We start from the raw sequence: 21,828 nt of genomic DNA, 5'->3' as shown, positions 1-21,828 counted from the left end.
GACTGGATTGTCATCATTCACTTGGGGCGGCACCCCTTTCCAAGACCGGATATTTCAGTCGTTCATGAGACTCTATCGAACAAAAAATCCGTGCAACCCCCTGATTACGGCGGTTGTTGCCCTCCACCGGCCCGGCCGACGCGCCCGTGGCGAGCAGTTGCCGCCGAAAGCATGTAATCTAGGGATACGACAAATTGACCAAACATTCCGGGGCCTCACCGATAGCCAAGGTGACCACCTCCGGTCCAAGTACAAAAGGGGGTCACGCCATGGGGCGCGGCCGTCAAAAGGCAAAAGCTACCAAGCAGGCTCGGGACATTAAGTACTACTCCCCGAACACTGACTATTCGGCCCTTCAGCGTGAGCTCACGGGCCCGGGAAGTCGTGCTACGAGCCATTTCGCGAATGAACCGGTCGAACCGGACTATTCAGCCTACGTGGATAAGTACGCGGACGATTTGGAAGACGACGACGACGAGGTTGACTCCCGTCGGATCGGTTAGTCGTTACAGCCTGAACCTGCCGTAAGGCAGTCAGCTGCATGCTGCCGTCGTGCACCTTGTGTGCGTCGTTTGTGTGCGTAGTTCAATTCCGGCACCCCGTTTGGAAGTCTTCTTTCCAAAGACCAGGTGCCGTCGCAATCATCAAAGCCCGCCGGGCATGCCAGTTAGTGGCGTGCCCGGCGGGCTTTTTGCTGTTCTGGATTCCGCCTTCACCGGCGGGCCTGTTCACGTCTAGGCTGAAGAAGGTTTCTCTCCAACGAAGGGATAAGCGGCATGGTTCAGCGCAACGGATACACACGAGGCGAGTTGTGTTGGGCCGACGTCCAGACGCCGGATGTGGCGGCCGCGAAGTCGTTCTATGCGGCGGTGTTCGGCTGGCGTTACGAGGATCTGCCCACGCCGGACGGGCGCAGCTACGGCCAGGCGTTCGTGGACGGTGATCTGGTGGCAGTCGTCGCGCCGCAGCCTCCGCAGCAGCAAGGCACGCCGGCGCAGTGGAACGTCTACTTCGCTGCTGATGACGCCAAGGCCGTGGCCGAGGAATCCCCCCACGCGGGCGGAACCGTGGTCTTCGGCCCCGAGGAAGTGGGGGACACCGGCGTCATGGTGTTCGTGGAGCCGCCCGGCGGCGGCAGCACCGGCGTCTGGCAGGCCGGAACGCACACGGGCAGCGGGCGGTACAACGAGCCCGGCGCGTTCGCCTGGGCCGAACTTCTCACGCCCGAGCCGCAGGCCGCCGTCGGATTTTTCCAGCAGGTGTTCGGCCACGAGGTGACGGAATATCCGCAGGACGACGGCGGCACGTACACCACGCTGATGGTGGACGGCGCGGAGGTGGCCGGCGTCGCCCCGGCGCCCGAGGCAGATGAAAGCGCCCACTCCGAGGCTGGGGATTCGCCCGACTCAGACGGGGCCGAAGCCCGGGCGCGCCTGGGCTGGCAGGTCTACTTCGGTGTCTCCAGCGTCAAGGAAGCCGTGCTGGCGGCCGTGGCTGCCGGTGCGGAGGTTCTCGTGGAGCCGGAGTTCGATGAGGACGCCGGAACCATCGCCACGCTGAAGGATCCGCAGGGCGGAGTGTTCAGCGTCCTTGAGGTTTAAAAACGCATCGAGTGCTCCGTAACTGCCGTTATGAACCTTCTAAACGGCAGTTATGGAGCACTCGATGACGACTTTAGGCGTAGGTGTTGACCATGCGGACGGCGCCGCCGTCAACGCCCTTGGCGCCCTGGACGTAGTCCGGACCGGTCTTGAGGATGGAGTCGGAGTCCGCGCTGACCGTGCCCATGATCCAGGACGGCAGGCCTCGCTCGTTCAGGCGGGCCACAGCGGCGTCGGCGACGTCGGCGGAGACGATCGCCACCATGCCCACGCCGAGGTTGAGCGTGCGCTCGAGGTCTGCGAGGGGTACGCGGCCGAGTTCGGAGACCAGCTTGAAGATGGCCGGCAGTTCCCACGTGGCGCGGTCCACCGTGGCCACCAGACCCAGGGGCAGGACGCGGGCCAGGTTGGCTGCGAGGCCGCCGCCGGTGACGTGGCTGAAGCCGTGCACGGCTCCGCGGCCTGTGGCAGTGTCAGTGGTCACCGGGAAGGCGCGGGCGAGGTCCAGGCAGTCAGCGGCGTAGACGCGGGTGGGCTCCAGCAGTTCCTCACCCAGCGTGCGGCCGAGTTCGGAGACTTGGCGGTCCAGGGCCCAGCCGGCGTGGTTGATGACGCGGCGGACCAGGGAGTAGCCGTTGGAGTGCAGGCCGGAGGAGGCCATGCCGATCACCACATCGCCGGCGCGGACCCGATCCGGGCCCAGGAGGGCGTCGGCCTCGACCACGCCGGTGGCAGCGCCCGCAACGTCGTATTCGTGCTCGCCCAGCAGGCCAGGGTGCTCGGCGGTTTCGCCGCCCACGAGGGCGGTGCCGGCGACGGAACAGGCCGCCGCGATGCCGCGGACGATGTCCGCGATGCGCTCCGGGACCACCTTGCCGCAGGCGATGTAATCGGTCATGTAGAGCGGTTCGGCGCCCACCACCACGATGTCGTCAACCACCATGCCCACGAGGTCGAAGCCGATGGTGTCGTGGATGTCCATGGCCTGGGCGATGGCCACCTTTGTGCCCACACCGTCCGTGGACGTGGCCAATAGCGGGCGCTTGTAGGTGAGAAGCTTCGAGACGTCGTACAGCCCGGCAAAACCGCCGACGCCGCCAATCACCGACGCGTTGTGGGTCGCCTTGACGGCGTCCTTCATGAGTTCGACGGCGCGGTCGCCCGCTTCGACGTCGACGCCGGCGGACGCGTACGTGATGCCGGCGTTGTTCTGTGCCAAACGGTTCTGGGCAGCGTTCATGTCAGCAGTGGGAGAGGCGGAAGTCATACGGACTCTTTCTTGTCAGCGCCGACGGGGGCAGCGTCGTGGTGGACATCAGGCACGCGGTCGGCCTCGGTCAGCAGGTTCTCAAACTCGGAATCCGGTCCGGGATCACAGCCCGTTGCGCCGGGCTTCTCCGCAGGGTCTTCGGTGACGGGAATGCTGTCCGGGTTGCCGTCGGCTGCGGACGCGGGCTTGGAGAGTGCGGCAGAGCCCGCTGCGGGCAGCCCGCCGAGGTCCGTGCGCTCCAGCAGGTTCTTGCCGAGCTTGTCCGCGCCGGGAAGCTCGATGGGGTACTTGCCGGTGAAGCAGGCGGTGCAGAGACGTTCGCGGGGCTGACGCGTGGCGTCGATCATGCCGTCTTCGGAAATGTACGCGAGCGAATCGGCGCCGATGGCCTGCGAGATTTCCTCGATGGTGGCGCCGTTGGCGATCAGCTCTGCACGGGAGGCGAAGTCTATGCCGTAGAAGCAGGGCCACTGCACGGGCGGGGAGGAGATCTTCACATGCACGGACGCGGCCCCGGCCTCGCGAAGCATCCGGACGATCGCGCGTTGGGTGTTGCCGCGGACGATCGAGTCATCCACCACCACAACGCGCTTGCCGCGGATCACGGACTCGAGGGCGTTGAGCTTGAGCCGGATGCCCAGCTGGCGCAGGGTCTGCGAAGGCTGGATGAACGTGCGGCCCACGTAGGAGTTTTTGACGAAGCCGTGCGCGAACGGGATGCCGGATTCTTCGGCGTAGCCCACAGCCGCGGGAGTGCCGGATTCCGGGACCGGAATGACGATGTCCGCTTCCTGGGTGTTTTCGCGGGCCAGCTGGCGGCCCATTTCCACGCGGGATTCGTACACGGAGCGTCCGGCGATCGCAGCGTCGGGGCGCGCGAGGTAGACGTATTCGAAAACGCAACCGGCCGGCGTCGGCTCTGCGAAGCGCTGGGACCGCACGCCCTGCTCATCGATGGCGATGAATTCGCCGGGTTCGATCTCGCGGATGAAGCTGGCGCCGACGGTGGCGAGGGCGGACTGCTCGGAGGCAACCACCCAGCCGCGCTCCAGCCGGCCGAGGACCAGCGGGCGGATGCCGAAGGTGTCGCGGGCGGCGTACAGGGTGCCTTCGTCCATGAAGACGAAACAGAAGCCGCCCCGGATCTTGGGGAGCAGTTCGATGGCGGTCTGTTCGAGGGTTTTGCCCTCTTCGCCTTCGAGGAGTGCGGTGACCAGGGCGGTGTCAGAGGTGTTGCCCTGCTTCATTTCGCCGCTGAGCTGGCCGCCGTTGCGTTCCGTGATCATGGCGTTGAGTTCGGCGGTGTTGGTCAGGTTGCCGTTGTGCGCCAGGGCAACAGTGCCGGTTGCGGTGGCGCCGAGGGTGGGCTGGGCGTTGGCCCAGTGGCTGGCTCCGGTGGTGGAGTAGCGGCAGTGGCCCACAGCCAGGTGCCCGGTCAGGGTGTTCAGCGTCGTCTCGTCGAAGACCTGGGACACGAGGCCCATGTCCTTGTAGACGTTTATCCGCTTGCCGTCGCTGGTGGCTATACCAGCGGACTCCTGACCGCGGTGCTGCAATGCATACAGCCCGTAATAGGTGAGTTTTGCTACTTCTTCACCTGGTGCCCAAACCCCGAAGACGCCGCAAGCGTCCTGAGGGCCTTTTTCGCCAGGGAGAAGATCATGAGAAAGTTTTCCATCGCCGCGTGCCACTGGTCGATTATCTCACGTCATCAGGTAAGGAACTTCCGGCGGCCGGTTTATGACCGGAGGCCGGGTTCGCTGCCGTTGTCCCGCGGTTGCTCCTGCGCTGGGGGCTGTTCCGTCTCCGTCGCGGCCTGTTCGGCGTCGGCAACGGCTTCCGGTACGGCTTCGACGACTGCCTGCTGCGTGCGCCTGACGCTCAGCCGGTCCAGGATAAGCGCAGCAATTGCGCCGAGAATCACACCGCCGGCCGCACACATCACCATGAAGAAGCCGAAGACGGAGCCGGGGTCGTAGCTGGCGTCGCCGGGAAGCGCGTAGGCGATGATTGCCGCCACGGCGATGCCCAGGAGTCCGCCCAGGATCAGGAACGGGACGTACTTTGGCGCGCGACGTACAGTGATTTCGCGCCGTTCAGGGGTGGGGTGGTCAGAAGCCATGCCCTCTAGCCTACTGTCATCGGGAGCCCGGTACCGGAGCCGGGTTTGACGCCGGTACCGGGCGGCCGCCAGAAAACCGCAAGGGATCAGGCCGGAGCAGCCGCGTCGACGAGCCGCTGCCGCTGTTCGCCGAGCAGCCCTCCGCCGGACATCCGCATGACGTCTCCGGCCCTGAGGTACGGGAACCGGCCGGACAGGGCAACGCCGGCCGGGGTGCCTGTGGTGATGAGGTCGCCGGGTTCGAGCACCATGTACTGCGAAAGGCGGCGGACCAGCTCGGCGGGCCCGAAGACCATGTCCTGCGTCGAACTTTTCTGGCGCGGTTCACCGTTGACCCATGACGCCAGTTCGATGGCGCCGGCGTTGGCGGCGGTGGCCGGCACCAGCCACGGGCCTACCGGGTTGAAGGTGGGGCAGGACTTCCCCAGCGACCACTGCGGTCCGGAGTGTTCCAGCTGGTACTCGCGCTCGGAGACGTCGTTGGACAGCACGAATCCCGCGATGCAGGCGGCAGCCTCGGTGTCGGACTTCAGGTAGCTGGCCTGCTGGCCGATCACGACGCCCAGCTCCACCTCCCAGTCCACGCGCTGTGCGCCGGGAGGGATCACGACGTCGTCGTTGGGTCCCACCACGGTGTTGGGGTGCTTGAAGAAGATGATGGGCCGCTCCGGCAGCGGAAGGCCGGATTCGGCCGCGTGCGCCGCATAGTTCAGGCCGACGCCGATCACCGCACCAGGACGGGCGATCGGCGCGCCGATCCGCTTTCCCTCCATGGCTACGCGCGGGAGTCCCGTCAGGTCGAGCTCGTCCAGCTGTCCGGCCCACGTCTGGAGGAAGCCGCCGTCGATGTCTGCAGTGACGGGACGCAGGTCGTACGCCTGGCCTTCGTCGTCGATGATTACGGGGATCTCGTTTCCCGCCGTGCCAATGCGCATCAGCCGCATGGTTGTCCCTTTCAGCTGCCGCGGTAGGTCGAGTAGGCGAACGGGCTCAGGAGCAGCGGCACATGGTAGTGCTCCGTCCCGGTCACCTCGAAGATGAGGTCCACCTCGGGAAAGAACGTGGCCGTGCCCTGCCCCGCGTAGTAGGCGCCCGTGGCGAAGTTGAGCCGGTAGTTGCCCGGTGCCAGCTCCGCGGGGCCGAGGTCCTTGGCGCGGCCGTCGGCATCGGTGGTGCCGTTTGCCAGTTGAGTCCAGCTGCCGCCGTCGTTCGCATAAAGCACGACGGCGACGCCCGCCGCCGGGCGGCCGGCACCGGTGTCCAGGATGTGGGTGGTGACGTGGGAAACGCTCATTCGCTGATCACTCCTTTGAGCCGCAGCAGGGCGATTTCGCGCAACTGCCGGGCCACAATGACGTCTTCTTGATCGGGGGTGTTGGCCAGGCGCTCGTTCAGCGCGGCCAGGATTTCGGGAGCCGTACGGCCGGCGGCGCGGATCAGGAAGACGCGGCCGAACTTTTCCTCATAGGCGCGGTTGCCGGCCGCCAGAGCCTCCGTGACCGCCGTGTCCGCGGGGTCGACGCCGGACTGTTCGGAACGCGACATGGACGCCTCGGCGGTCGCCGCCGTCGGGCGTTCACCGATCCGCGGGTGGTGCGCCATGGCGGCTTCTACTTCCTCCGCGGTGAACGGGGCGGCGGCCCGGCGGGCGAAGCCGAGCAGCGCCTCGCCGGTGGCGAAGGGCCGGGCGTCGGCGATCTGGTCCACCCAGCGCTGGATGTCGATGCAGGGCCGGAGGGCCGCGCTGGCGTCGGCGCGGTCGGCTTCGTTGAATTCGGCAAGCTTCATGCTTGGTGATCCCTCGTGCAGGTGCTGGCATCCATGGTGACGGCTATGCGGAGAGCCGGGTCTTCTTCCGGCGAAACCGAGACGAACTGCTGGCGGTTTCCGCATCATGGAACTGTTATTTCAGCATACGTAATAGTGAAGCCGACTGGAAGCGCCGGTGTCAAGAGAGTACCGCACGGCCGGTGGTGGCTGCGGGTCACATTTCCTCCGCACCGATCATGGCTGCGCTTGGCGTTTAAAGAACCCAGCATGAACTCGGCGAGGGCGGCGCGGTCCGATCGTCGCTGGTGCCTCGGAAATCCAAGAGTTGTCCAAGAATGGTGCCGCAATCCCCCTGTTCCGTGTGTATCCCCAGCGGTTTCGGCCCAGCGGGAACATAATCAGGTATGCAGATCCTGGTTGTTGAAGATGATGAATCGGTTGCCGCCGGCGTCCTTGAAGGACTGGTCCGCGCCGGATTCCAGACCAGACACGTTGCAGACGGAAAGACGGCCCTCGCCGCAGTACGCGACTCGGGCCCTGACTTCATACTCCTTGACCTTGGATTGCCGGACATGGACGGCACCGACGTGTGCCGCGAAATCCGCGCGCTGACCCTGACGCCGATCATTGTGGTCAGCGCGCGGGACGAGGAGATAGACAGAGTGCTGGCTCTGGAACTCGGCGCGGATGATTACCTCGTGAAGCCGTTCGGCATGCGGGAACTCATTGCCAGGATCCGGGCGGTGGCACGGCGCTCCGATGACCACGCAGGGGAGGGCCAGGCCGCTGGCGGGAGTGCCAGGCAAATCGGCACGCTCAGCATTGACCAACGTTCGCGCCGCGTGCTCGTGGACGGCATGGAAATCCACCTGACCGTCAAGGAATTCGAGCTCCTGTACTACCTGGCGGAAGACCCGGGGGCGGTGTGCCCGCGTAGCGACATCCTTCGGGCCGTTTGGGACGGCAACTGGTACGGCACCACAAAGACGCTGGACGCGCATGTGGCCGCGATCAGGAAGAAGCTCGGGGACCCGCGCTGGATCGAAGCCGTGCGCGGGGTGGGATTCAGGCTGGACGTCCCGGGATGAGGTGGCGGCTGATCTCCGCCTTCATGGTGATCACCTTGCTGGTGGTGCTGGTCCAGGACATCCCGCTGGGGAACTACCTGGTCCGCGTCGAACGTGACCGCCTCACCACGTCCCTGGAGCGGGATGCCTTTCTGCTCGGCGGAAGAGCCAGGCAGCTGCTTGAAGCCGGCACCGGGGCGCCCGCCGGCGTGGCGGACGCCGTCCGCAATTACGGCCAGGCTAGCGGGGCCAGGGTGGTGATCGTGAATCCTGCCGGGACCGCGGTTGCAACGTCCGACGACGATCAGTCTGCCACCGGATCCTCCTATGTCTCACGCCCCGAAATCGCGGCGGCCCTGGGCGGCCAGATCACGTCGGGTCAGCGGCACTCCGACACGCTGGGCTTTGACCTGGTGTACGTCACCGTTCCAGTCCTCAGCGGCGAAAAGATTACTGGTGCGGTCCGCCTGACCTACCCCGCATCGGAGGTGACCGACCGGGTGTCCGGCCAGCTCACGGTGCTGTGGACCGTGGCGGCCACAACCGTGCTGCTGGCCGGCCTGCTGGCCTACCTCATGGCCGGCGCCGTCACAAGGAGGATCAACAGGTTGCAGAAAGCCACGGAGCGGCTTGCCGAGGGCGACCTTTCAGCCCGGACCGAAGAGGACGAGGGCGCCCCGGAACTCCGTGCCCTTGCGGGGTCGTTCAATCGCATGGCAGACAGGCTGGAACACCTGCTCCAGCAGCAGAAGGGCTTTGCCAGTGACGCCTCCCATCAGCTTCGCACCCCTCTGACCGGACTGAGGCTGCGGCTGGAGAACGCCGTTGACTCCCTCGGCAGCGACCCGGACAATGCCCGGGGCATGGTGGCCGGCTCCCTGGAGGAAACGTACCGGCTTCAGCGGATCATCGACGGGCTGCTGCTCCTCAGCCGGGCGGACAGCCGGGACGTGGCACGTGCCAACGTGGATCTGAGTGCCGTCGCCTGGAACCGGCTGGAGCAGTGGGAGGCGCTCGCCGAAGAAACCGGAGTCCGGATCAGCCTGGATGCCCTTCCGGAGGCTAATGTCACGGCCATGCCGGGCGCCGCCGAACAGATCATCGACAACCTCATTGACAACGCCCTCGCCGTGGCGCCGCCGGGTTCGCTAATCAGACTGGTGGTTTCACATCCTGAGAGTGACGGAATGGTGGAGCTCCACGTTATCGACGAAGGTCCCGGACTCTCCGCCGAGGACAGCCAGCGGGCGTTCAACAGGTTCTGGCGCGGGCCGGGCAGCTCCGAGGGAACGGGGCTGGGGCTGGCAATCGTACAGCAGCTGGCCGAGGCCAGCGGAGCCGTTGCTTCGCTGGCCCCGCGGGATCCCGGGGCCAACACCGCCCCGAACGAGTCCGGGGGAATCACCGGCCTGGACGCGTGCGTGACGTTCAGAGCGGCGGCAGGGCCGTGATGCCGGCTGTGGTGTGACGGCTATTGCGGGGAAGCTCCGCCAAGCCGCGAGGTTACGCGCCCGGCAGCGGCAGAGCACGATTCAGCGAGGCTCTGCAGTGTGTCCGGAGAGACGCGGAAGCGGGGCGCCGGGATGAGCACCGCCGCCACAATATCGCCGCGGTGATCGTAGACAGGGGCCGCGACGCCCACTTCATCAAGCGAGGATTCACCGTAGTTAACGGCCCAGCCGCGCCGGGCGACGTCGCCCAGCCGGATCAGATAGGCCTCGAGGCTGGTGTCGTCCAGGCCCGGGTAAGTGATCGCTCCGCTGCGCAGCAAAGTACGGACGCGGTCGGGGGACTCCGCGGCGAGGAAGACCTGTACAGAGGCACTCAGGGCATCGTTATAGCGGGCGCCCAGCGGGGTGGTGTGCTTGATCTGGTGATGGCTGGCGATCTGCTCCACGCACATCGAATCGGAGCCGCTCCAGACCATCAGGGCACTGGTTTCGCCGGTCTGTTCGGCGAGTTCGCGCAGGACAGGGTATGCCACACGGCGCTCTTCGAGTTCGGCCAGCAGCGGCCCGGCGACGGCGATGAGGCCCAGGCCCAGGCGGAACCTGCGGGTCTCCGGATCGCGCTCCACCAAGTGTTCCTGCTCGAACGTGGCCAGGATGCGGGAAACGGTGCTCTTGTGCAGGCCAACGCGGTTGGCGATCTCGGTGACGCCGAGCAGCGGCTCGTCCGCCGTAAAACTTCGCAGCACGGCGATGGCGTTGACGATGACCGACGTGCCCTTGGTGTCACCGTTGCCGCTGGTTTCGGGAGCTTCTGCAGAGGTCATGGTGTCCACCATCATTCCGTATGTGAGCCGGAAAGCGACGCCACGCAGGACGTGGCGCCGCTTTCCGGTGAAGGCTGATGTGGTGCTGTTATGCCCCCACGATGTTGTATTCCGGGCCGAACGGGAACTTGGTGATGTTCTCGGCGCCGTCCTCGCCGACCACGAGGATGTCGTGTTCGCGGTAGCCGCCGGCTCCGGGCTGGCCGTCCAGGACCGTGATCATGGGCTCCATTGAAACCACCATGCCGGGTACCAGTACCGTGTCGATATCCTCGCGGAGCTCCAGCCCGGCTTCCCGGCCGTAGTAGTGGCTGAGGACGCCGAAGGAGTGCCCGTAGCCGAAGGTGCGGTTGGCCAGGAGGCCGTGGCCCACGTAGATCTCGTTCAGTTCGGCAGCGATGTCCTTGCAGACGGCGCCGGGCTTGATGAGTTCGAGGCCGCGCTTGTGGACTTCCACGTTGATGTTCCACAGTTCCAGCGAGCGGGCATCCGGTTCGCCGTAGAACAGGGTGCGCTCCAGTGCGGTGTAGTAGCCGGAGGTCATGGGGAAGCAGTTCAGCGACAGGATGTCGTGTTCCTGGATCTTGCGGGTGGTGGCCCAGTTGTGTGCGCCGTCCGTGTTGATGCCGGACTGGAACCACACCCAGGTGTCGCGGATCTCGGAGTCCGGGAAGGTCCGGGCGATTTCGTGGACCATGGCCTCGGTTCCGATCAGCGCCACCTCGTACTCGGTGATGCCGGCCGTGATGGCGTTGCGGATGGCTTCGCCGCCGAGGTCGCCGATGCGTGCGCCGTGCTTGATCACCTCGATCTCCTCGGCGGACTTGATCATCCGCTGGCGCATGGCCGCCTGGGCCACGTCCACCAGGGTTGCGGATGCGAAGGCGGCCTGGATCTTGTTGCGGTTGTCCAGCGGCAGCGAGTCGTCCTCGACGCCGATCCGGCGGGCGTTGATGCCGCGGCTGCGCAGCACTTCCTGGATGGCGTGGATGTAGTTGTCGCGGCGCCAGTCCGTGTAGACGAGGTTGTCGCCGTAGCTGCGGCGCCACGGCATCCCGGCGTCGATGTTCGCGGTGACGGTGACGGTGTCGTCCTTGGTGACCACCATGGCGTAGGACCGGCCGAAGTAGGTGAAGAGGAAATCGGAGTAGTACTTGATCGAGTGGTAACTGGTCAGGACGACGGCGTCCAGTTCCTTCTCAGCCATGATGCGGCGCAGGCCGGCCAGGCGGCGTTCGAACTCCGCGTCGGAGAATGTCAGCCTTACTTTTTCGCCATTGTTGAGGACCTTCAGGCGGTCCAGCTTGGCGACATCGTTGACGGCCTCGGTTTCGATGGTGGTCATGGGTTTGTACCTTTCTTTAGTGCTGAATTGAGTGAGGAAAGTTTGAGGTGTGCCCCGCCGGAGGCGGGCTGGGGTGCAAGGGTCCCGGAGGTGAGGGTCCCGGACATGCGGTTCACTCCTGCCGGAGCGGTTTCTTGGACGTCTCGGTGGCGAACAGGACGGCGGTCAGGGAGACGACGGATGCTGCCACCAGGTACCAGCCCGGGGCCACCTTGCTCTGGGTGAGGCCGATGAGCAGCGTGGCCATGAACGGTGCCGTACCGCCGAACAGAGCGTTGGAGAGATTGAAGCTGACGGCGAATCCGCTGTAACGGACGCGGGTGGGGAACAGCTCCGCCAGGAAGCTTGGAAGTGTGCCGTCGTTGAGCGTCAGCATGCCGCCAAGCAGGATCTGGACCAGGACAATGACCAGGAAATTTCCGGTGTCCAGGAGCATGAAAGCCGGGACCGTCAGCACGATAAAGAGCAGGGAAGCGGTGATCAGCATGCGCTTTCGGCCGAACTTGTCCGAAGCGCTGCCAGTCAGGAAGATGAAGCCGATGTAGCTGGCCAGGGCGATGGTGGTGGCCAGGAACGATTCGGCCGCACCGAAGCCGAGTTCCTCCGACAGATACGTGGGCATGTAGCTGAGGATCACGTAGAACCCCACAGCGTTGAGCAGGACAGCGCCGGTGGCGATGATGAGCTGCTTGCGGTACGTCCGGAACATCGCGAAGACCGGTGTTTTGACTGTGTGGTCCTCGGCAGCCAGGGCCTGGAAGGCAGGGGTGTCTTCGAGCTTGGTGCGGATATAACGGCCTATCAGGCCCATGGGCGCGGCGAGCAGGAATGGCAGCCGCCAGCCCCACTCATGCAGCTGCTCGGGGGTGAGGACGGTGCTGAGGAGCGCCGCGATCAGGGAACCGAGCAGCAGGCCGGCCGCGGTGCTGGCTGGAACGACGGCGGCGTAGAGGCCGCGCTTATTGGCGGGTGCGTACTCCACGAGGAAAGCCGAAGCACCGGCGTATTCCCCGGCGGCGGAGAAGCCCTGAACGACCCTGACCAGGAGGAGAAGGATCGGCGCCATCACTCCGATGCTGGCGTATCCAGGGATCAGTGCGATGCAGAACGTCGACACGGACATGATGACGATGGAAAGCGACAGTGCTTTCCGCCGTCCCAGGCGGTCGCCGAGGTGTCCCCAGAAGAATCCGCCAAGGGGGCGGACGAAGAACGAGACCGCGAAGACGGCGAAGGTGGCCAGCAGGGCCGCCTGCCGGTCGGCGTCCGGGAAGAAGACCGAAGAGATGGTGGCGGCGAGGTAGCCGTAGACGGCGTAATCGAACCATTCGACGAAGTTGCCGATGAAGCTGGCCGTGACTACCTTCCGGCGCGTTTCCCTGCTGACGCCGCTGACATCGTCACCGCTGCTGCCGTCCGGATCCACGCGACCGCTCAGTGTGGCGGGTCCGGGCGATGTACTGCCATGCCCGTCATTCGACTCCGGGCTGGTTGGTCCCGCAAGAGCGGCGGGGGAGGAAGTTTCGTTACTCATATGTCCACCAAAGTGTTTTGAGTTGCAATCAGCGCAACGCTGTTGCACCAGATTAGGCGTGACCTGTCACACAGTCAATGATTTTTTGTTTCGGACCGGTAAATTGGTCTGCAGATCGCGGCGGTTTGCGCGGTGAAATGCGCACCAAAGCGACGGCCAATTAGTTGCAATGAGTGAGACTAGGTTGCGATATGCGTGAGACGTGCGAGGCGTCATCAAATGGCGGCCGGACGGTGAGGCCCAGCAATCTATTGACACTCTCGCGTGGCGACTGTCATATTTTCCAGTACGCGCTATGTGCATCGTGTTGTGTAATACGCAATTCAGCTGACTCCGTATGGTGCGCAGGCCGACGTCTCGATCAGGGAAGGCCTGGCGTTGCCACGCCTGGTCCGCATGACGTGAACGGCTGCCCTGAGCAGGGCATCGAGCCGCTGGACGAAGATTTGGAACCGGAACGAGTCAGCTAGATTGGCAACGGGCGCCGTTGCCAAAGAGTCCCCCGGGCTCAGGAAAGGAACACAGGAATCATGGTTCACAAAGTAAAGGCAGTCATTGCCAAGGAAAAGAACGCCCCGGTCTCGGTCGAGACGATCCTGGTGCCGGATCCCGGCCCGGGCGAGGCGCTGGTGGACATCCTCACGTGCGGTGTCTGCCACACCGACCTCCACTACAAGCAGGGCGGAATCACCGATGATTTCCCCATCCTGCTGGGACACGAGGCTACCGGCGTGGTCAGCGCCGTCGGACCGGACGTCACCGAGGTGGCTCCCGGCGACCGCGTGATCCTCAACTGGCGGGCCGTGTGCGGCGAATGCCGCGCCTGCGCCAAGGGCCAGCCGCAGTACTGCTTCAACACGCACAACGCCACCCAGAAGATGACGCTGGAGGACGGCACTGAGCTCTCGCCCGCGCTGGGCATCGGTGCCTTCGCCGAAAAGACGCTCGTCGCCGCCGGGCAGTGCACCAAGGTGGACGACGACGCCGATCCCGCCGCCGTCGGGCTGCTCGGCTGCGGTGTGATGGCAGGCATCGGCGCCGCCATCAACACCGGTGAGGTCAAGCGCGGCGAATCCGTCGCCGTGATCGGCTGCGGCGGCGTGGGCATCGCAGCCATCGCCGGGGCGAAGCTCGCCGGCGCCACTACGATCATTGCCGTGGATATCGACGCCAACAAGATCGAGATGGCCAGGTCGCTGGGCGCCACCCACGGAGTGGACTCCAGCAAGGAAGATCCCATCGAGGCCATCCGGGCCCTGACCGGAGGCAACGGTGCCGACGTCGTCATTGAAGCGGTCGGACGTCCCGAAACGTACAAGCAGGCGTTTTACGCGAGGGACCTGGCCGGCCGTGTGGTGCTGGTGGGCGTCCCGACGCCGGACATGAAGCTCGAGCTGCCGCTGCTGGACGTCTTTGGCCGCGGGGGTTCCTTGAAATCCTCTTGGTACGGGGACTGCCTGCCCTCCCGGGACTTCCCGATGCTGGTGGCGCACTACAAGCAGGGCAACCTCGACCTGGACGCCTTCGTGTCCGAACGCATCACCATCGACCAGGTGGAAGAGGCCTTCACCAAGATGCACGACGGCAAGGTTCTCCGGTCTGTGGTCGAGGTCCAGTCCGTCGAAGACATCCTGCAGGCGGGGGCATCCGCATGAGCGTCACCATCGAGAACCTGGTTACCTCGGGCACTTTCTCGCTCGACGGCGGCACCTGGGACGTGGACAACAACGTCTGGATCGTCGGCAATGGCGATGAATGCGTCATCATCGACTCCCCGCACGACGCAGAAGCCATCATCAGCCAGGTCCGTGGCCGGAAGGTTCTTGCCATCCTGCTCACCCATGCTCACAACGACCACATCGGCGCGGCCCGCGAGGTGGCGGAGGCCGTTGGCGCCCCGATCTACCTGAACCCCGAGGACCTCGTGCTCTGGGAACAGGTCTATCCGGACGTGAAGCCGGACCGTGACCTTGCCGATGGCGAGGAGTTCCAGGTGGGCGGTGCCACGCTGACAGCCATCCACACCCCGGGCCACTCGCCCGGCTCCACCTGCTTTCTCTTGGCGGATGAAGGAACGGTGTTCACCGGGGACACGCTGTTCAACGGGGGCCCGGGGGCGACCGGCAGGTCCTACAGCGACTACCCGACCATCCTCGCCTCGATCCGGGAACGGTTGCTGACGCTCCCTCCCGAAACGGTGGTCCGCACCGGGCACGGCGACAACACCACGATTGGGGCGGAGCGCGAGACGCTCGCCAAGGTATCCCAGTAAGCAGGGGTTTCTGAGTATCAAACAGCCCAATAAGGCGCGCCAGGGAAGCCTGGCGCGCCTTATGTGCGATCGAACCAGCAGGAATTTAGCGGTAAGGAAGTTGGAACAATGAAGTTCGGGAAGCAGCCCGCCCCCGTCGCGGACATCAACGAGGACGAGCTCGAAGTCCACAAACCGAAGACCGAAGCCGCCGGCGTCAAGGCGGTGATGGTTGCGCTGGAGCGTGCCGTGGCGCAAGCCGGGGTGGCCCGGACGGCGCAGTCACTGCTGCGGCTGAACCAGCGCGGCGGCTTCGACTGCCCGGGCTGTGCTTGGCCGGAATCGGACAAGAAGCGCAAGGCGGCTGAGTTCTGCGAGAACGGTGCCAAGGCCGTGGCCGAGGAGAACACCCTGCGGACGGTCGGAGCCGAGTTCTGGGCCACGCATTCCATCGCGGAGCTGTCGGGGAAAACCGAATACTGGCTGGGCAATCAGGGCCGGATCAGCGAACCGGTGGTGATCCGGGAGGGTGAGACGCACTATTCGCCGATTTCCTGGGCGGAGGCGTTCGGGCTCATCGGGGAGCACATCCGGGCCAGCACGCCTGACCGCTGCGTCTTCTACACGTCCGGCCGGACGGCGAACGAGACGGCGTTCATGTACCAGCTGTTCGCGCGGGCCCTGGGCACCAACAACCTGCCGGACTGTTCGAACATGTGCCATGAGTCCTCGGGCTCGGCGCTGAACCCGACCATCGGCATCGGCAAGGGGACCGTTTCGCTGGATGACATCCACGATGCCGAGCTGATCTTTGTGGTCGGGCAGAACCCGGGAACCAACCATCCCAGGATGCTGTCGGCGCTGAAGGAGTGCAAGGACAAGGGCGGCAAGGTGGTGGCGGTGAACCCGCTGCCTGAGGCCGGCCTGTTCAACTTCAGGGATCCGCAGACCGTCTCGGGCGTGGTGGGCGGCGGCACGCCGCTGGCTGATGAGTACCTGCAGATCAAGGTGGGCGGCGACATGGCGCTGTTCCAGGCTCTCGGCCACCTGCTCCTGGCGGAGGAAGAGCGGAACCCGGGCACCGTCGTCGACCTTTCCTTCGTCGAGGAGGTGACCGACGGCTTCGACGCGTACCGCGACGCCCGCCGGGAGCTGGACTGGGAGGAGACCGAGAAGGCCACGGGCCTGACCCGCAAGCAGATCGAGGACGTGGCCGGGATGCTCGTCCGGTCCAAGGCCACGATCTTATGCTGGGCACTGGGCGTGACGCAGCAGCCGCATTCGGTGGACACCATCAAGGAGATGGTCAACGTCCTGCTGCTGCAGGGCAACTTCGGCAAGCCGGGGGCCGGCGCCTGCCCGGTCCGCGGACACTCGAACGTCCAGGGCGACCGGACCATGGGCATCTGGGAAAAGCCGAAGGAATGGCTCCTGGCGGCGCTGGACACTGAGTTCGGGATTGCTTCCTCCCGCCACCACGGGTACGACGCAGTGGAGTCCATGGAGGCGTTCGAACGCGACGAGGTGGACGTGTTCGTGTCGATGGGCGGGAACTTCTCGCTCGCGTGCTCGGACACGGAGACCCTGGAAGCCGGCATGCAACGGATCGGCCTGACGGTCCATATCTCCACCAAACCGAACCGGTCCCATGTGGTGCACGGGCGCACGTCCCTGATCCTTCCCACGCTGGGCCGCACGGACAAGGACGACAAGCACCCCAAGGGCGCCCAGTTCCTGTCCGTGGAGGACTCCATGTCCGTGGTCCACTCGACTCAGGGCAGGCTCCAGCCGGTGTCCGAGCACCTGCTCGCCGAGCCGGTGATCGTGGCCCGGATGGCCGAGGCAACCTTCGGTCCGGACCACCCGGTGGACTGGAAGGCCATGGCCGAGGACTACGACGTGGTTCGGGACCATATCTCCCGGGTTCTTCCGGGGTTCGAGGATTTCAATGCCCGGGTCCGGACGAAGAACGGCTTTGTGCTGCCCAACCCGCCGCGGGACACCCGTTCCTTCAAGACGGACATCGGCCGGGGCCGCTTCACGGTGAGCCCCTTGGAGTACCTCACGCCGCCGGACGGCCACCTGGTCCTCCAGACCATCCGCAGCCACGACCAGTACAACACCACTTTCTACGGCCTGGATGACCGGTACCGCGGGATCTCCGGCGGCCGCCGCGTGATCCTGGTGCACCCGGAAGACCTGGCCGAGCTCGGCTTCAAGGACCGGGACCTGGTGGACGTGGTCAGCACGTTCCGGGGGAAGGACCGGCAGGCGGACAAGTTCCGGCTGGTGGCCTACCCGACGGCGAAGGGCTGCGCCGCGGCGTACTTCCCCGAGGCCAACGCCCTGGTCCACAAGGAAAACGTGGCACGGGAATCCAACACCCCCGGCTTCAAAGCGATGTTCGTCCGGTTCGTGCCGGCCCGGGAGGAAGCCGCGCACCCCGCGGAGCGGCCCGAGGCGGCCGCAGCGGGGGCTTAAAGTGTTCGTTTGCGCTACTTACCGGCTGCCGTCCTGACCCTCTATTAACCAAGAACGACGGCGACACCCCGGACTCACCGGTGTGTCGCCGTCGTTCTGGCGCCAAAGAGGGTCAGGACGGCCGCATGGCCGTCAGCCGCGCAGCCGCTCCATCCCCGGGTCAAACAGCGGCTCGGCCGTGACGGTCGCCGCGATGCGCTTGCCGAAGTACTCGATTTCCACGGAGTCACCGATCCCTACGGCGGCAGGCAGCCAGGCGTAGGCGATCGGCTTACGCACCGTGTAGCCGTAGGCGGCGCTCGTGACGTAGCCGGCGGCCTCGCCGTTGACGTACACCGGCTCCTTGCCCAGGACCATGGAGGTGCCGTCGTCCACGGTCAGGCACCGCAGTGCCCGGGTTGCGGGCTGTTCCTTGCGTGCGGCCAGCGCCTCACAGCCCACGAAGCCCACCTTGTCCTTGGCCACGGAGAAACCCAGGCCGGCCTCGTAGGGGTGGTGCTGCGAGGTCATGTCCGTGCCCCACAGCCGATAGCCCTTCTCGAGCCGCATGCTGTTGAACGCGCCGCGCCCGGCGGCGACGATGCCGTGCTCCCGGCCGGCCTCGAACAGCAGGTCCCAGAGCTTCAGCCCGTACTCCGACGTGGTGTACAGCTCCCAGCCCAGCTCGCCGACGTAGGAGAGCCGCATGGCCGTGACCGGGATGCCGCCCACCGAAATCTCCTTGGTCCGGAAGTACTTCAGGCCGTCGTTGGACAGGTCGTCGGTGCTGACCTTGCCGATCACTTCACGTGCCAGAGGCCCCCACAGGCCGATGCAGCACGTGCTGCCGGTGATGTCGGTGACATGCGCCCACCGGGCCGGGTCCGCGGCCGACTGCTTCCTGGCCTCAACACGCAGGTAGTCGAAGTCCACGTTGCTGTTCACGCCGAGCTGGAACTGTTCCTCCGCGAGACGGGCAACGGTCACGTCGCTGCGGATGCCGCCGTCGTGCTCCAGCAGCAGGCAATACGTGACGGCGCCGGGCTTCTTGGTGATGTTTCCGGTGCTGAGCCGCTGCAGCAGTGCCTCGGCGCCGGGACCCGTCACCGCCAGCCGCTTCAGCGGCGTCATGTCATAGAGCCCGACGGCGGTGCGCGTCTTCCACGCTTCGGCCGCCGAGATGGGGGAGGAAAACATCGCGGACCACTCGTCCCGCTCCGGCGCCTGCCACTCGGCCGGAAGTTCGTCGAGGAGGCCGGCGTTGGCCTCGAACCAGTGCGGGCGCTCCCAGCCGGCGGACTCCAGGAAGAACGCCCCCAGCTCCTTCTGCCGGACGTTGAACGGGCTGACCCGCAGGTCCCGCGGGGACTCCTTGGGCTGGAGCGGGTGCAGCACGTCGTAGATCTCCACGAAATTCTGCTGGGAGGTTTCGCTGACGTACTGGTCGCTGGTCTGGACCTTCTCGAAGCGCGTGAGCTCACAGCCGTGCAGGTCCGTCCGGGACTGGCCCTCGATGAGGAGTTCGGCCATGGCCCGGGCCACGCCGGCGGAGTGGGTGACCCAGACGGCCTCGGCAACAAAGAAGCCCTCGAGGTCGGGGGACTCGCCCATGAGCGGCCCGCCGTCCGGGGTGAAGGAGAAGATGCCGTTGAAGCCGTCCTCGATCTGCGCCCCGCGCAGGGCCGGGAGCAGGTCCTTGCTGTCCTCCCAGGAGGGCAGGAAGTCCTCCATGGTGAAGTCCATGCGGGAAGGCATGCGGTGATCGGACATCTCTTCGGCGCCGACGCGGGGAAGCTGTGCCATGTCCACCGGCATGGGGCGGTGCGCGTAGCTGCCGATGCCGATCCGGTCGCCATGCTCGCGGTAGTAGAGGTCCTTGTCCTGGTAGCGCAGGATGGGCAGGCGGGCGCCGTTGGGAAGCTCGTTCCGGCCCTTGAGTTCCGGCAACGCCGTGGTCTTCACGTACTGGTGGGCCAGCGGTAGCAACGGGACTTTCATGCCCACCATCTTGCCGAGCTCGCGGCCCCAGAATCCGGCGCAGGACACCACGATGTCCGCCGGGATCACGCCGTCGGCCGTTTCGACGCCGGTGACCCTGCCGCCGGTCTGTTCGATGCCGGTCACGGCGGTGGAGCCGAGGTAGGTGACGCCGGCTTCGCGGGTGCGGCTGATCAGCAGCTGGACGGCACGGGCCGCGGAGGCCAGTCCGTCGGTGGGGACGTAGAGGCCGCCGAGGACTTCGCGGCCGTCCCCGAGGGCGCTGGAGTTCAGCAGCGGGTAGTGCTTCTCGCACTCGTCGGGGTCGATGATCCGGCCTTCGATGCCCCAAGATGTGGCGTATCCGAGCTTGCGCTTGAGGTCCTTCAGCCGGGTCTCCGTGGTGGCCAGTTCGAGCCCGCCCAGCTGGTTGAAGCAGGACACTCCGTCGGCGCTGAGGGAGAGCAGCTTGTCCACCGTATAGCTGGCGAATTCCGTCATGGTCTTGGACGGGTTGGTCTGGAAGACCAGGCCGGGAGCATGGGAGGTGGAGCCGCCGGCGAGCTCCAGCGGTCCCTGCTCGACGACAGTGATGTTGTTCCAGCCCCGGCTGGCCAGCTCGTCGGCCAGGTTCGTGCCGACGATGCCGGCGCCGATGATGACGACGCGTGGTGATGCGCTCATAAGTGTTTCTCCTGGTTCGCGTTAGCGGAATACGACGGTGCGGGTGTTGTTGAGCAGGACGCGGTGCTGGCAATGCCACTTGACCGCCCGGGACAGGGCCTGCGATTCGGCGTCACGGCCCACAGTCACCAGGGCGTCCGCATCCAGGCTGTGGTCTACCCGGAAGACCTCCTGCTCGATGATGGGTCCTTCGTCCAGGTCCGGCGTCACGTAGTGCGCCGTGGCCCCGACGAGCTTCACACCGCGGTCGTAGGCCTGGTGGTACGGCTTGGCACCCTTGAAGCCGGGCAAGAAGGAGTGGTGGATGTTGATGGCGCGCCCGCGGAGGTTGGTGCACAGGTCGTTGGACAGCACCTGCATGTAGCGGGCCAGGACCACCAAGTCGGCGTCGTACTCGGCGACGAGCTCCAGCAGCCGCGCCTCGGCCTCCGGCTTGGTTGCGGCCGTGACGGGAACGTGGATGAAAGGCAGCCCGGCGGCTTCGGCCATGGGGCGCAGGTCCTCGTGGTTGGAAACCACGACGGCGATCTCCGCGCCGAGGCTGCCGGCCCGCCAGCGGAAAATCAGGTCGTTCAGGCAGTGGCCGAACTTCGACACCATGACCAGGAGCCGCTGGGGACGGCCATCGTGGATGCTGAAGTTCATGCCGAACTCGTGGGCGATGGCTGCGAACTCGGATCTGAGGCTTTCGGCCGTCTGAGGGTCCCGCTGATCGAGCCTGGCAAAGGGATCCTGATCGCCGGCATCGCCGCTTTGGGTGAAGGCCGTGCGGAGGTAAAGGTTGCCGCTGACGTGGTCATCGAACTGCTGGTGTTCCACGATGTCGAAGCCGCGGTCGGCCAAGAATGTGGTGATGGCGCGGACGATGCCCGGCCGTTCGGGGCAGGCCAGCGTCAGGACGAACTCTGCGGTGTGGGCGTTGGCCCCGGGTCCGGCCGTGGTTGTGGCGCTGCTGGCGGGGACGCCTTCAAGGACTGTGGACAAGGGTTGTCTCCTAGGTTCGTGCAGACGAGGCTGCGGTTGCGGAGGTGGCCCTAGCCGCGCTGCTTTGGCCACCGGACGTGCTGGCGTTAGACGTGGCCGTTCACTGTCAGGCCGGGAGGAAGGTTGGGCGCCTCCTCGGATTCGATGACCATGATGTCGCCGTCCACGACGGTGACTTCGTGCGTACGGACGGGCAGCTTGGCCGGCGGTGCGTCAACCTTGCCGGTCCGAAGATTGAACTTTGAGGCGTGCAACGGGCACTCGACCTCGCAGCCTTCCACCCAGCCATCGGTCAGGGAAGCATCCTGGTGGGTGCAGGTGTCATCAATGGCGAAGAGCTCGCCGTCTTCGGTGTGGAAAACAGCGATGGGCGGCGCGGTGTTCAGGCGCAGGGCTTCACCCGGGGCCAGCTCACTGAGCGGACATGCCTTGTGCATGAGTAGACCTCTTTTTCTCGTTTAAACGGTATGGACGGCTGAAATCTGCTT

Annotated in this window: 19 protein-coding genes; 7 read left to right on the top strand and 12 right to left on the bottom strand. The window is 65.6% G+C overall.

Going from position 1 to position 21,828, the window contains the following annotated elements:
- Positions 1 to 269: 269 nt before the first annotated feature.
- Together LQ144_RS18800 and LQ144_RS18795 are read left to right on the top strand one after the other, a co-directional pair.
- Positions 270 to 503 carry a DUF3073 domain-containing protein gene (locus tag LQ144_RS18800; protein WP_230120272.1) on the top strand — a complete coding sequence of 78 codons (234 nt, stop codon included), beginning with the start codon at positions 270 to 272 and terminating at the stop codon, positions 501 to 503.
- Positions 504 to 776: 273 nt separating this feature from the next.
- Positions 777 to 1,601, top strand: coding sequence for a VOC family protein (locus LQ144_RS18795; protein ID WP_230120268.1), 825 nt, complete (start codon positions 777 to 779; stop codon positions 1,599 to 1,601).
- 73 nt (positions 1,602 to 1,674) lie between these two features.
- Here LQ144_RS18795 and purM read toward each other — a convergent pair whose 3' ends face one another.
- The 6 genes from purM to uraD all read right to left on the bottom strand — a co-directional run bounded on the left by purM (position 1,675) and on the right by uraD (position 6,781).
- Positions 1,675 to 2,868, bottom strand: coding sequence for a phosphoribosylformylglycinamidine cyclo-ligase (gene purM / locus LQ144_RS18790; RefSeq protein WP_230120266.1), 1,194 nt, complete (start codon positions 2,866 to 2,868; stop codon positions 1,675 to 1,677).
- Complete coding sequence (gene purF / locus LQ144_RS18785; RefSeq protein WP_230120265.1) at positions 2,865 to 4,562, bottom strand: amidophosphoribosyltransferase; 1,698 nt, start codon at positions 4,560 to 4,562, stop codon at positions 2,865 to 2,867. The genes purM and purF overlap by 4 nt, the downstream gene beginning before the upstream one ends.
- Positions 4,563 to 4,609: 47 nt before the next feature.
- Entirely contained in the window at positions 4,610 to 4,993 is a 384-nt protein-coding gene (locus LQ144_RS18780; RefSeq protein WP_230120263.1) for a hypothetical protein, read from the bottom strand.
- Positions 4,994 to 5,079: 86 nt separating this feature from the next.
- Complete coding sequence (locus tag LQ144_RS18775) at positions 5,080 to 5,937, bottom strand: fumarylacetoacetate hydrolase family protein (RefSeq protein ID WP_230120262.1); 858 nt, start codon at positions 5,935 to 5,937, stop codon at positions 5,080 to 5,082.
- Between the two features lie 11 nt (positions 5,938 to 5,948).
- Positions 5,949 to 6,287, bottom strand: coding sequence for a hydroxyisourate hydrolase (gene uraH, locus LQ144_RS18770; protein WP_230120260.1), 339 nt, complete (start codon positions 6,285 to 6,287; stop codon positions 5,949 to 5,951).
- Positions 6,284 to 6,781, bottom strand: coding sequence for a 2-oxo-4-hydroxy-4-carboxy-5-ureidoimidazoline decarboxylase (gene uraD / locus LQ144_RS18765; RefSeq protein WP_230120252.1), 498 nt, complete (start codon positions 6,779 to 6,781; stop codon positions 6,284 to 6,286). Before uraD ends, uraH begins: the two co-directional genes overlap by 4 nt.
- Before the next feature lie 386 nt (positions 6,782 to 7,167).
- On the opposite strand from uraD, the gene LQ144_RS18760 reads away from it, so the two are divergent.
- Both LQ144_RS18760 and LQ144_RS18755 read left to right on the top strand, forming a co-directional pair.
- Positions 7,168 to 7,851 carry a response regulator transcription factor gene (locus LQ144_RS18760; protein ID WP_230120250.1) on the top strand — a complete coding sequence of 228 codons (684 nt, stop codon included), beginning with the start codon at positions 7,168 to 7,170 and terminating at the stop codon, positions 7,849 to 7,851.
- A complete protein-coding gene (locus LQ144_RS18755; RefSeq protein WP_230120248.1) occupies positions 7,848 to 9,281 on the top strand; it encodes an ATP-binding protein in 1,434 nt (477 codons plus the stop codon). The genes LQ144_RS18760 and LQ144_RS18755 overlap by 4 nt, the downstream gene beginning before the upstream one ends.
- A gap of 20 nt (positions 9,282 to 9,301) precedes the next feature.
- On the opposite strand, the gene LQ144_RS18750 is transcribed toward LQ144_RS18755, so the two are convergent.
- The 3 genes from LQ144_RS18750 to LQ144_RS18740 form a co-directional block, all read right to left on the bottom strand.
- Positions 9,302 to 10,105 (bottom strand): IclR family transcriptional regulator, encoded by an 804-nt coding sequence (locus LQ144_RS18750; RefSeq protein WP_230120246.1) that lies wholly within the window; start codon positions 10,103 to 10,105, stop codon positions 9,302 to 9,304.
- A gap of 88 nt (positions 10,106 to 10,193) precedes the next feature.
- Positions 10,194 to 11,450, bottom strand: coding sequence for an aminopeptidase P family protein (locus tag LQ144_RS18745; RefSeq protein WP_230120244.1), 1,257 nt, complete (start codon positions 11,448 to 11,450; stop codon positions 10,194 to 10,196).
- A 112-nt stretch (positions 11,451 to 11,562) separates the two neighbouring features.
- On the bottom strand, positions 11,563 to 12,984 hold the full coding sequence (locus tag LQ144_RS18740) for an MFS transporter (RefSeq protein WP_230120242.1): 1,422 nt from the start codon (positions 12,982 to 12,984) through the stop codon (positions 11,563 to 11,565).
- 530 nt (positions 12,985 to 13,514) lie between these two features.
- Here LQ144_RS18740 and LQ144_RS18735 point away from each other — a divergent pair.
- The 3 genes from LQ144_RS18735 to LQ144_RS18725 all read left to right on the top strand — a co-directional run bounded on the left by LQ144_RS18735 (position 13,515) and on the right by LQ144_RS18725 (position 17,716).
- Complete coding sequence (locus LQ144_RS18735; protein WP_230120240.1) at positions 13,515 to 14,639, top strand: S-(hydroxymethyl)mycothiol dehydrogenase; 1,125 nt, start codon at positions 13,515 to 13,517, stop codon at positions 14,637 to 14,639.
- Positions 14,636 to 15,256: an MBL fold metallo-hydrolase gene (locus LQ144_RS18730; protein ID WP_230120238.1), complete on the top strand. Its 621-nt coding sequence runs from the start codon at positions 14,636 to 14,638 to the stop codon at positions 15,254 to 15,256. The genes LQ144_RS18735 and LQ144_RS18730 overlap by 4 nt, the downstream gene beginning before the upstream one ends.
- A gap of 108 nt (positions 15,257 to 15,364) precedes the next feature.
- Positions 15,365 to 17,716 carry an FdhF/YdeP family oxidoreductase gene (locus LQ144_RS18725; RefSeq protein WP_230120236.1) on the top strand — a complete coding sequence of 784 codons (2,352 nt, stop codon included), beginning with the start codon at positions 15,365 to 15,367 and terminating at the stop codon, positions 17,714 to 17,716.
- A 132-nt stretch (positions 17,717 to 17,848) separates the two neighbouring features.
- Here LQ144_RS18725 and LQ144_RS18720 read toward each other — a convergent pair whose 3' ends face one another.
- The 3 genes from LQ144_RS18720 to LQ144_RS18710 all read right to left on the bottom strand — a co-directional run bounded on the left by LQ144_RS18720 (position 17,849) and on the right by LQ144_RS18710 (position 21,777).
- Positions 17,849 to 20,356 carry an FAD-dependent oxidoreductase gene (locus LQ144_RS18720; protein WP_230120229.1) on the bottom strand — a complete coding sequence of 836 codons (2,508 nt, stop codon included), beginning with the start codon at positions 20,354 to 20,356 and terminating at the stop codon, positions 17,849 to 17,851.
- A gap of 21 nt (positions 20,357 to 20,377) precedes the next feature.
- Entirely contained in the window at positions 20,378 to 21,340 is a 963-nt protein-coding gene (gene purU, locus LQ144_RS18715; RefSeq protein ID WP_230120227.1) for a formyltetrahydrofolate deformylase, read from the bottom strand.
- 86 nt (positions 21,341 to 21,426) lie between these two features.
- The gene (locus LQ144_RS18710; protein ID WP_230120225.1) at positions 21,427 to 21,777 is read right to left on the bottom strand and encodes a bifunctional 3-phenylpropionate/cinnamic acid dioxygenase ferredoxin subunit; all 351 of its coding nucleotides are present in this window, start codon (positions 21,775 to 21,777) and stop codon (positions 21,427 to 21,429) included.
- Positions 21,778 to 21,828 lie beyond the last annotated feature (51 nt).

This window comes from Arthrobacter sp. Bi83 (assembly GCF_918698095.1).
In the GTDB taxonomy this organism is placed as follows: Bacteria; Actinomycetota; Actinomycetes; order Actinomycetales; family Micrococcaceae; genus Arthrobacter.
Note: the sequence above shows the minus strand (reverse complement) of the source record. Positions and strands in the feature narration are given on the sequence as shown.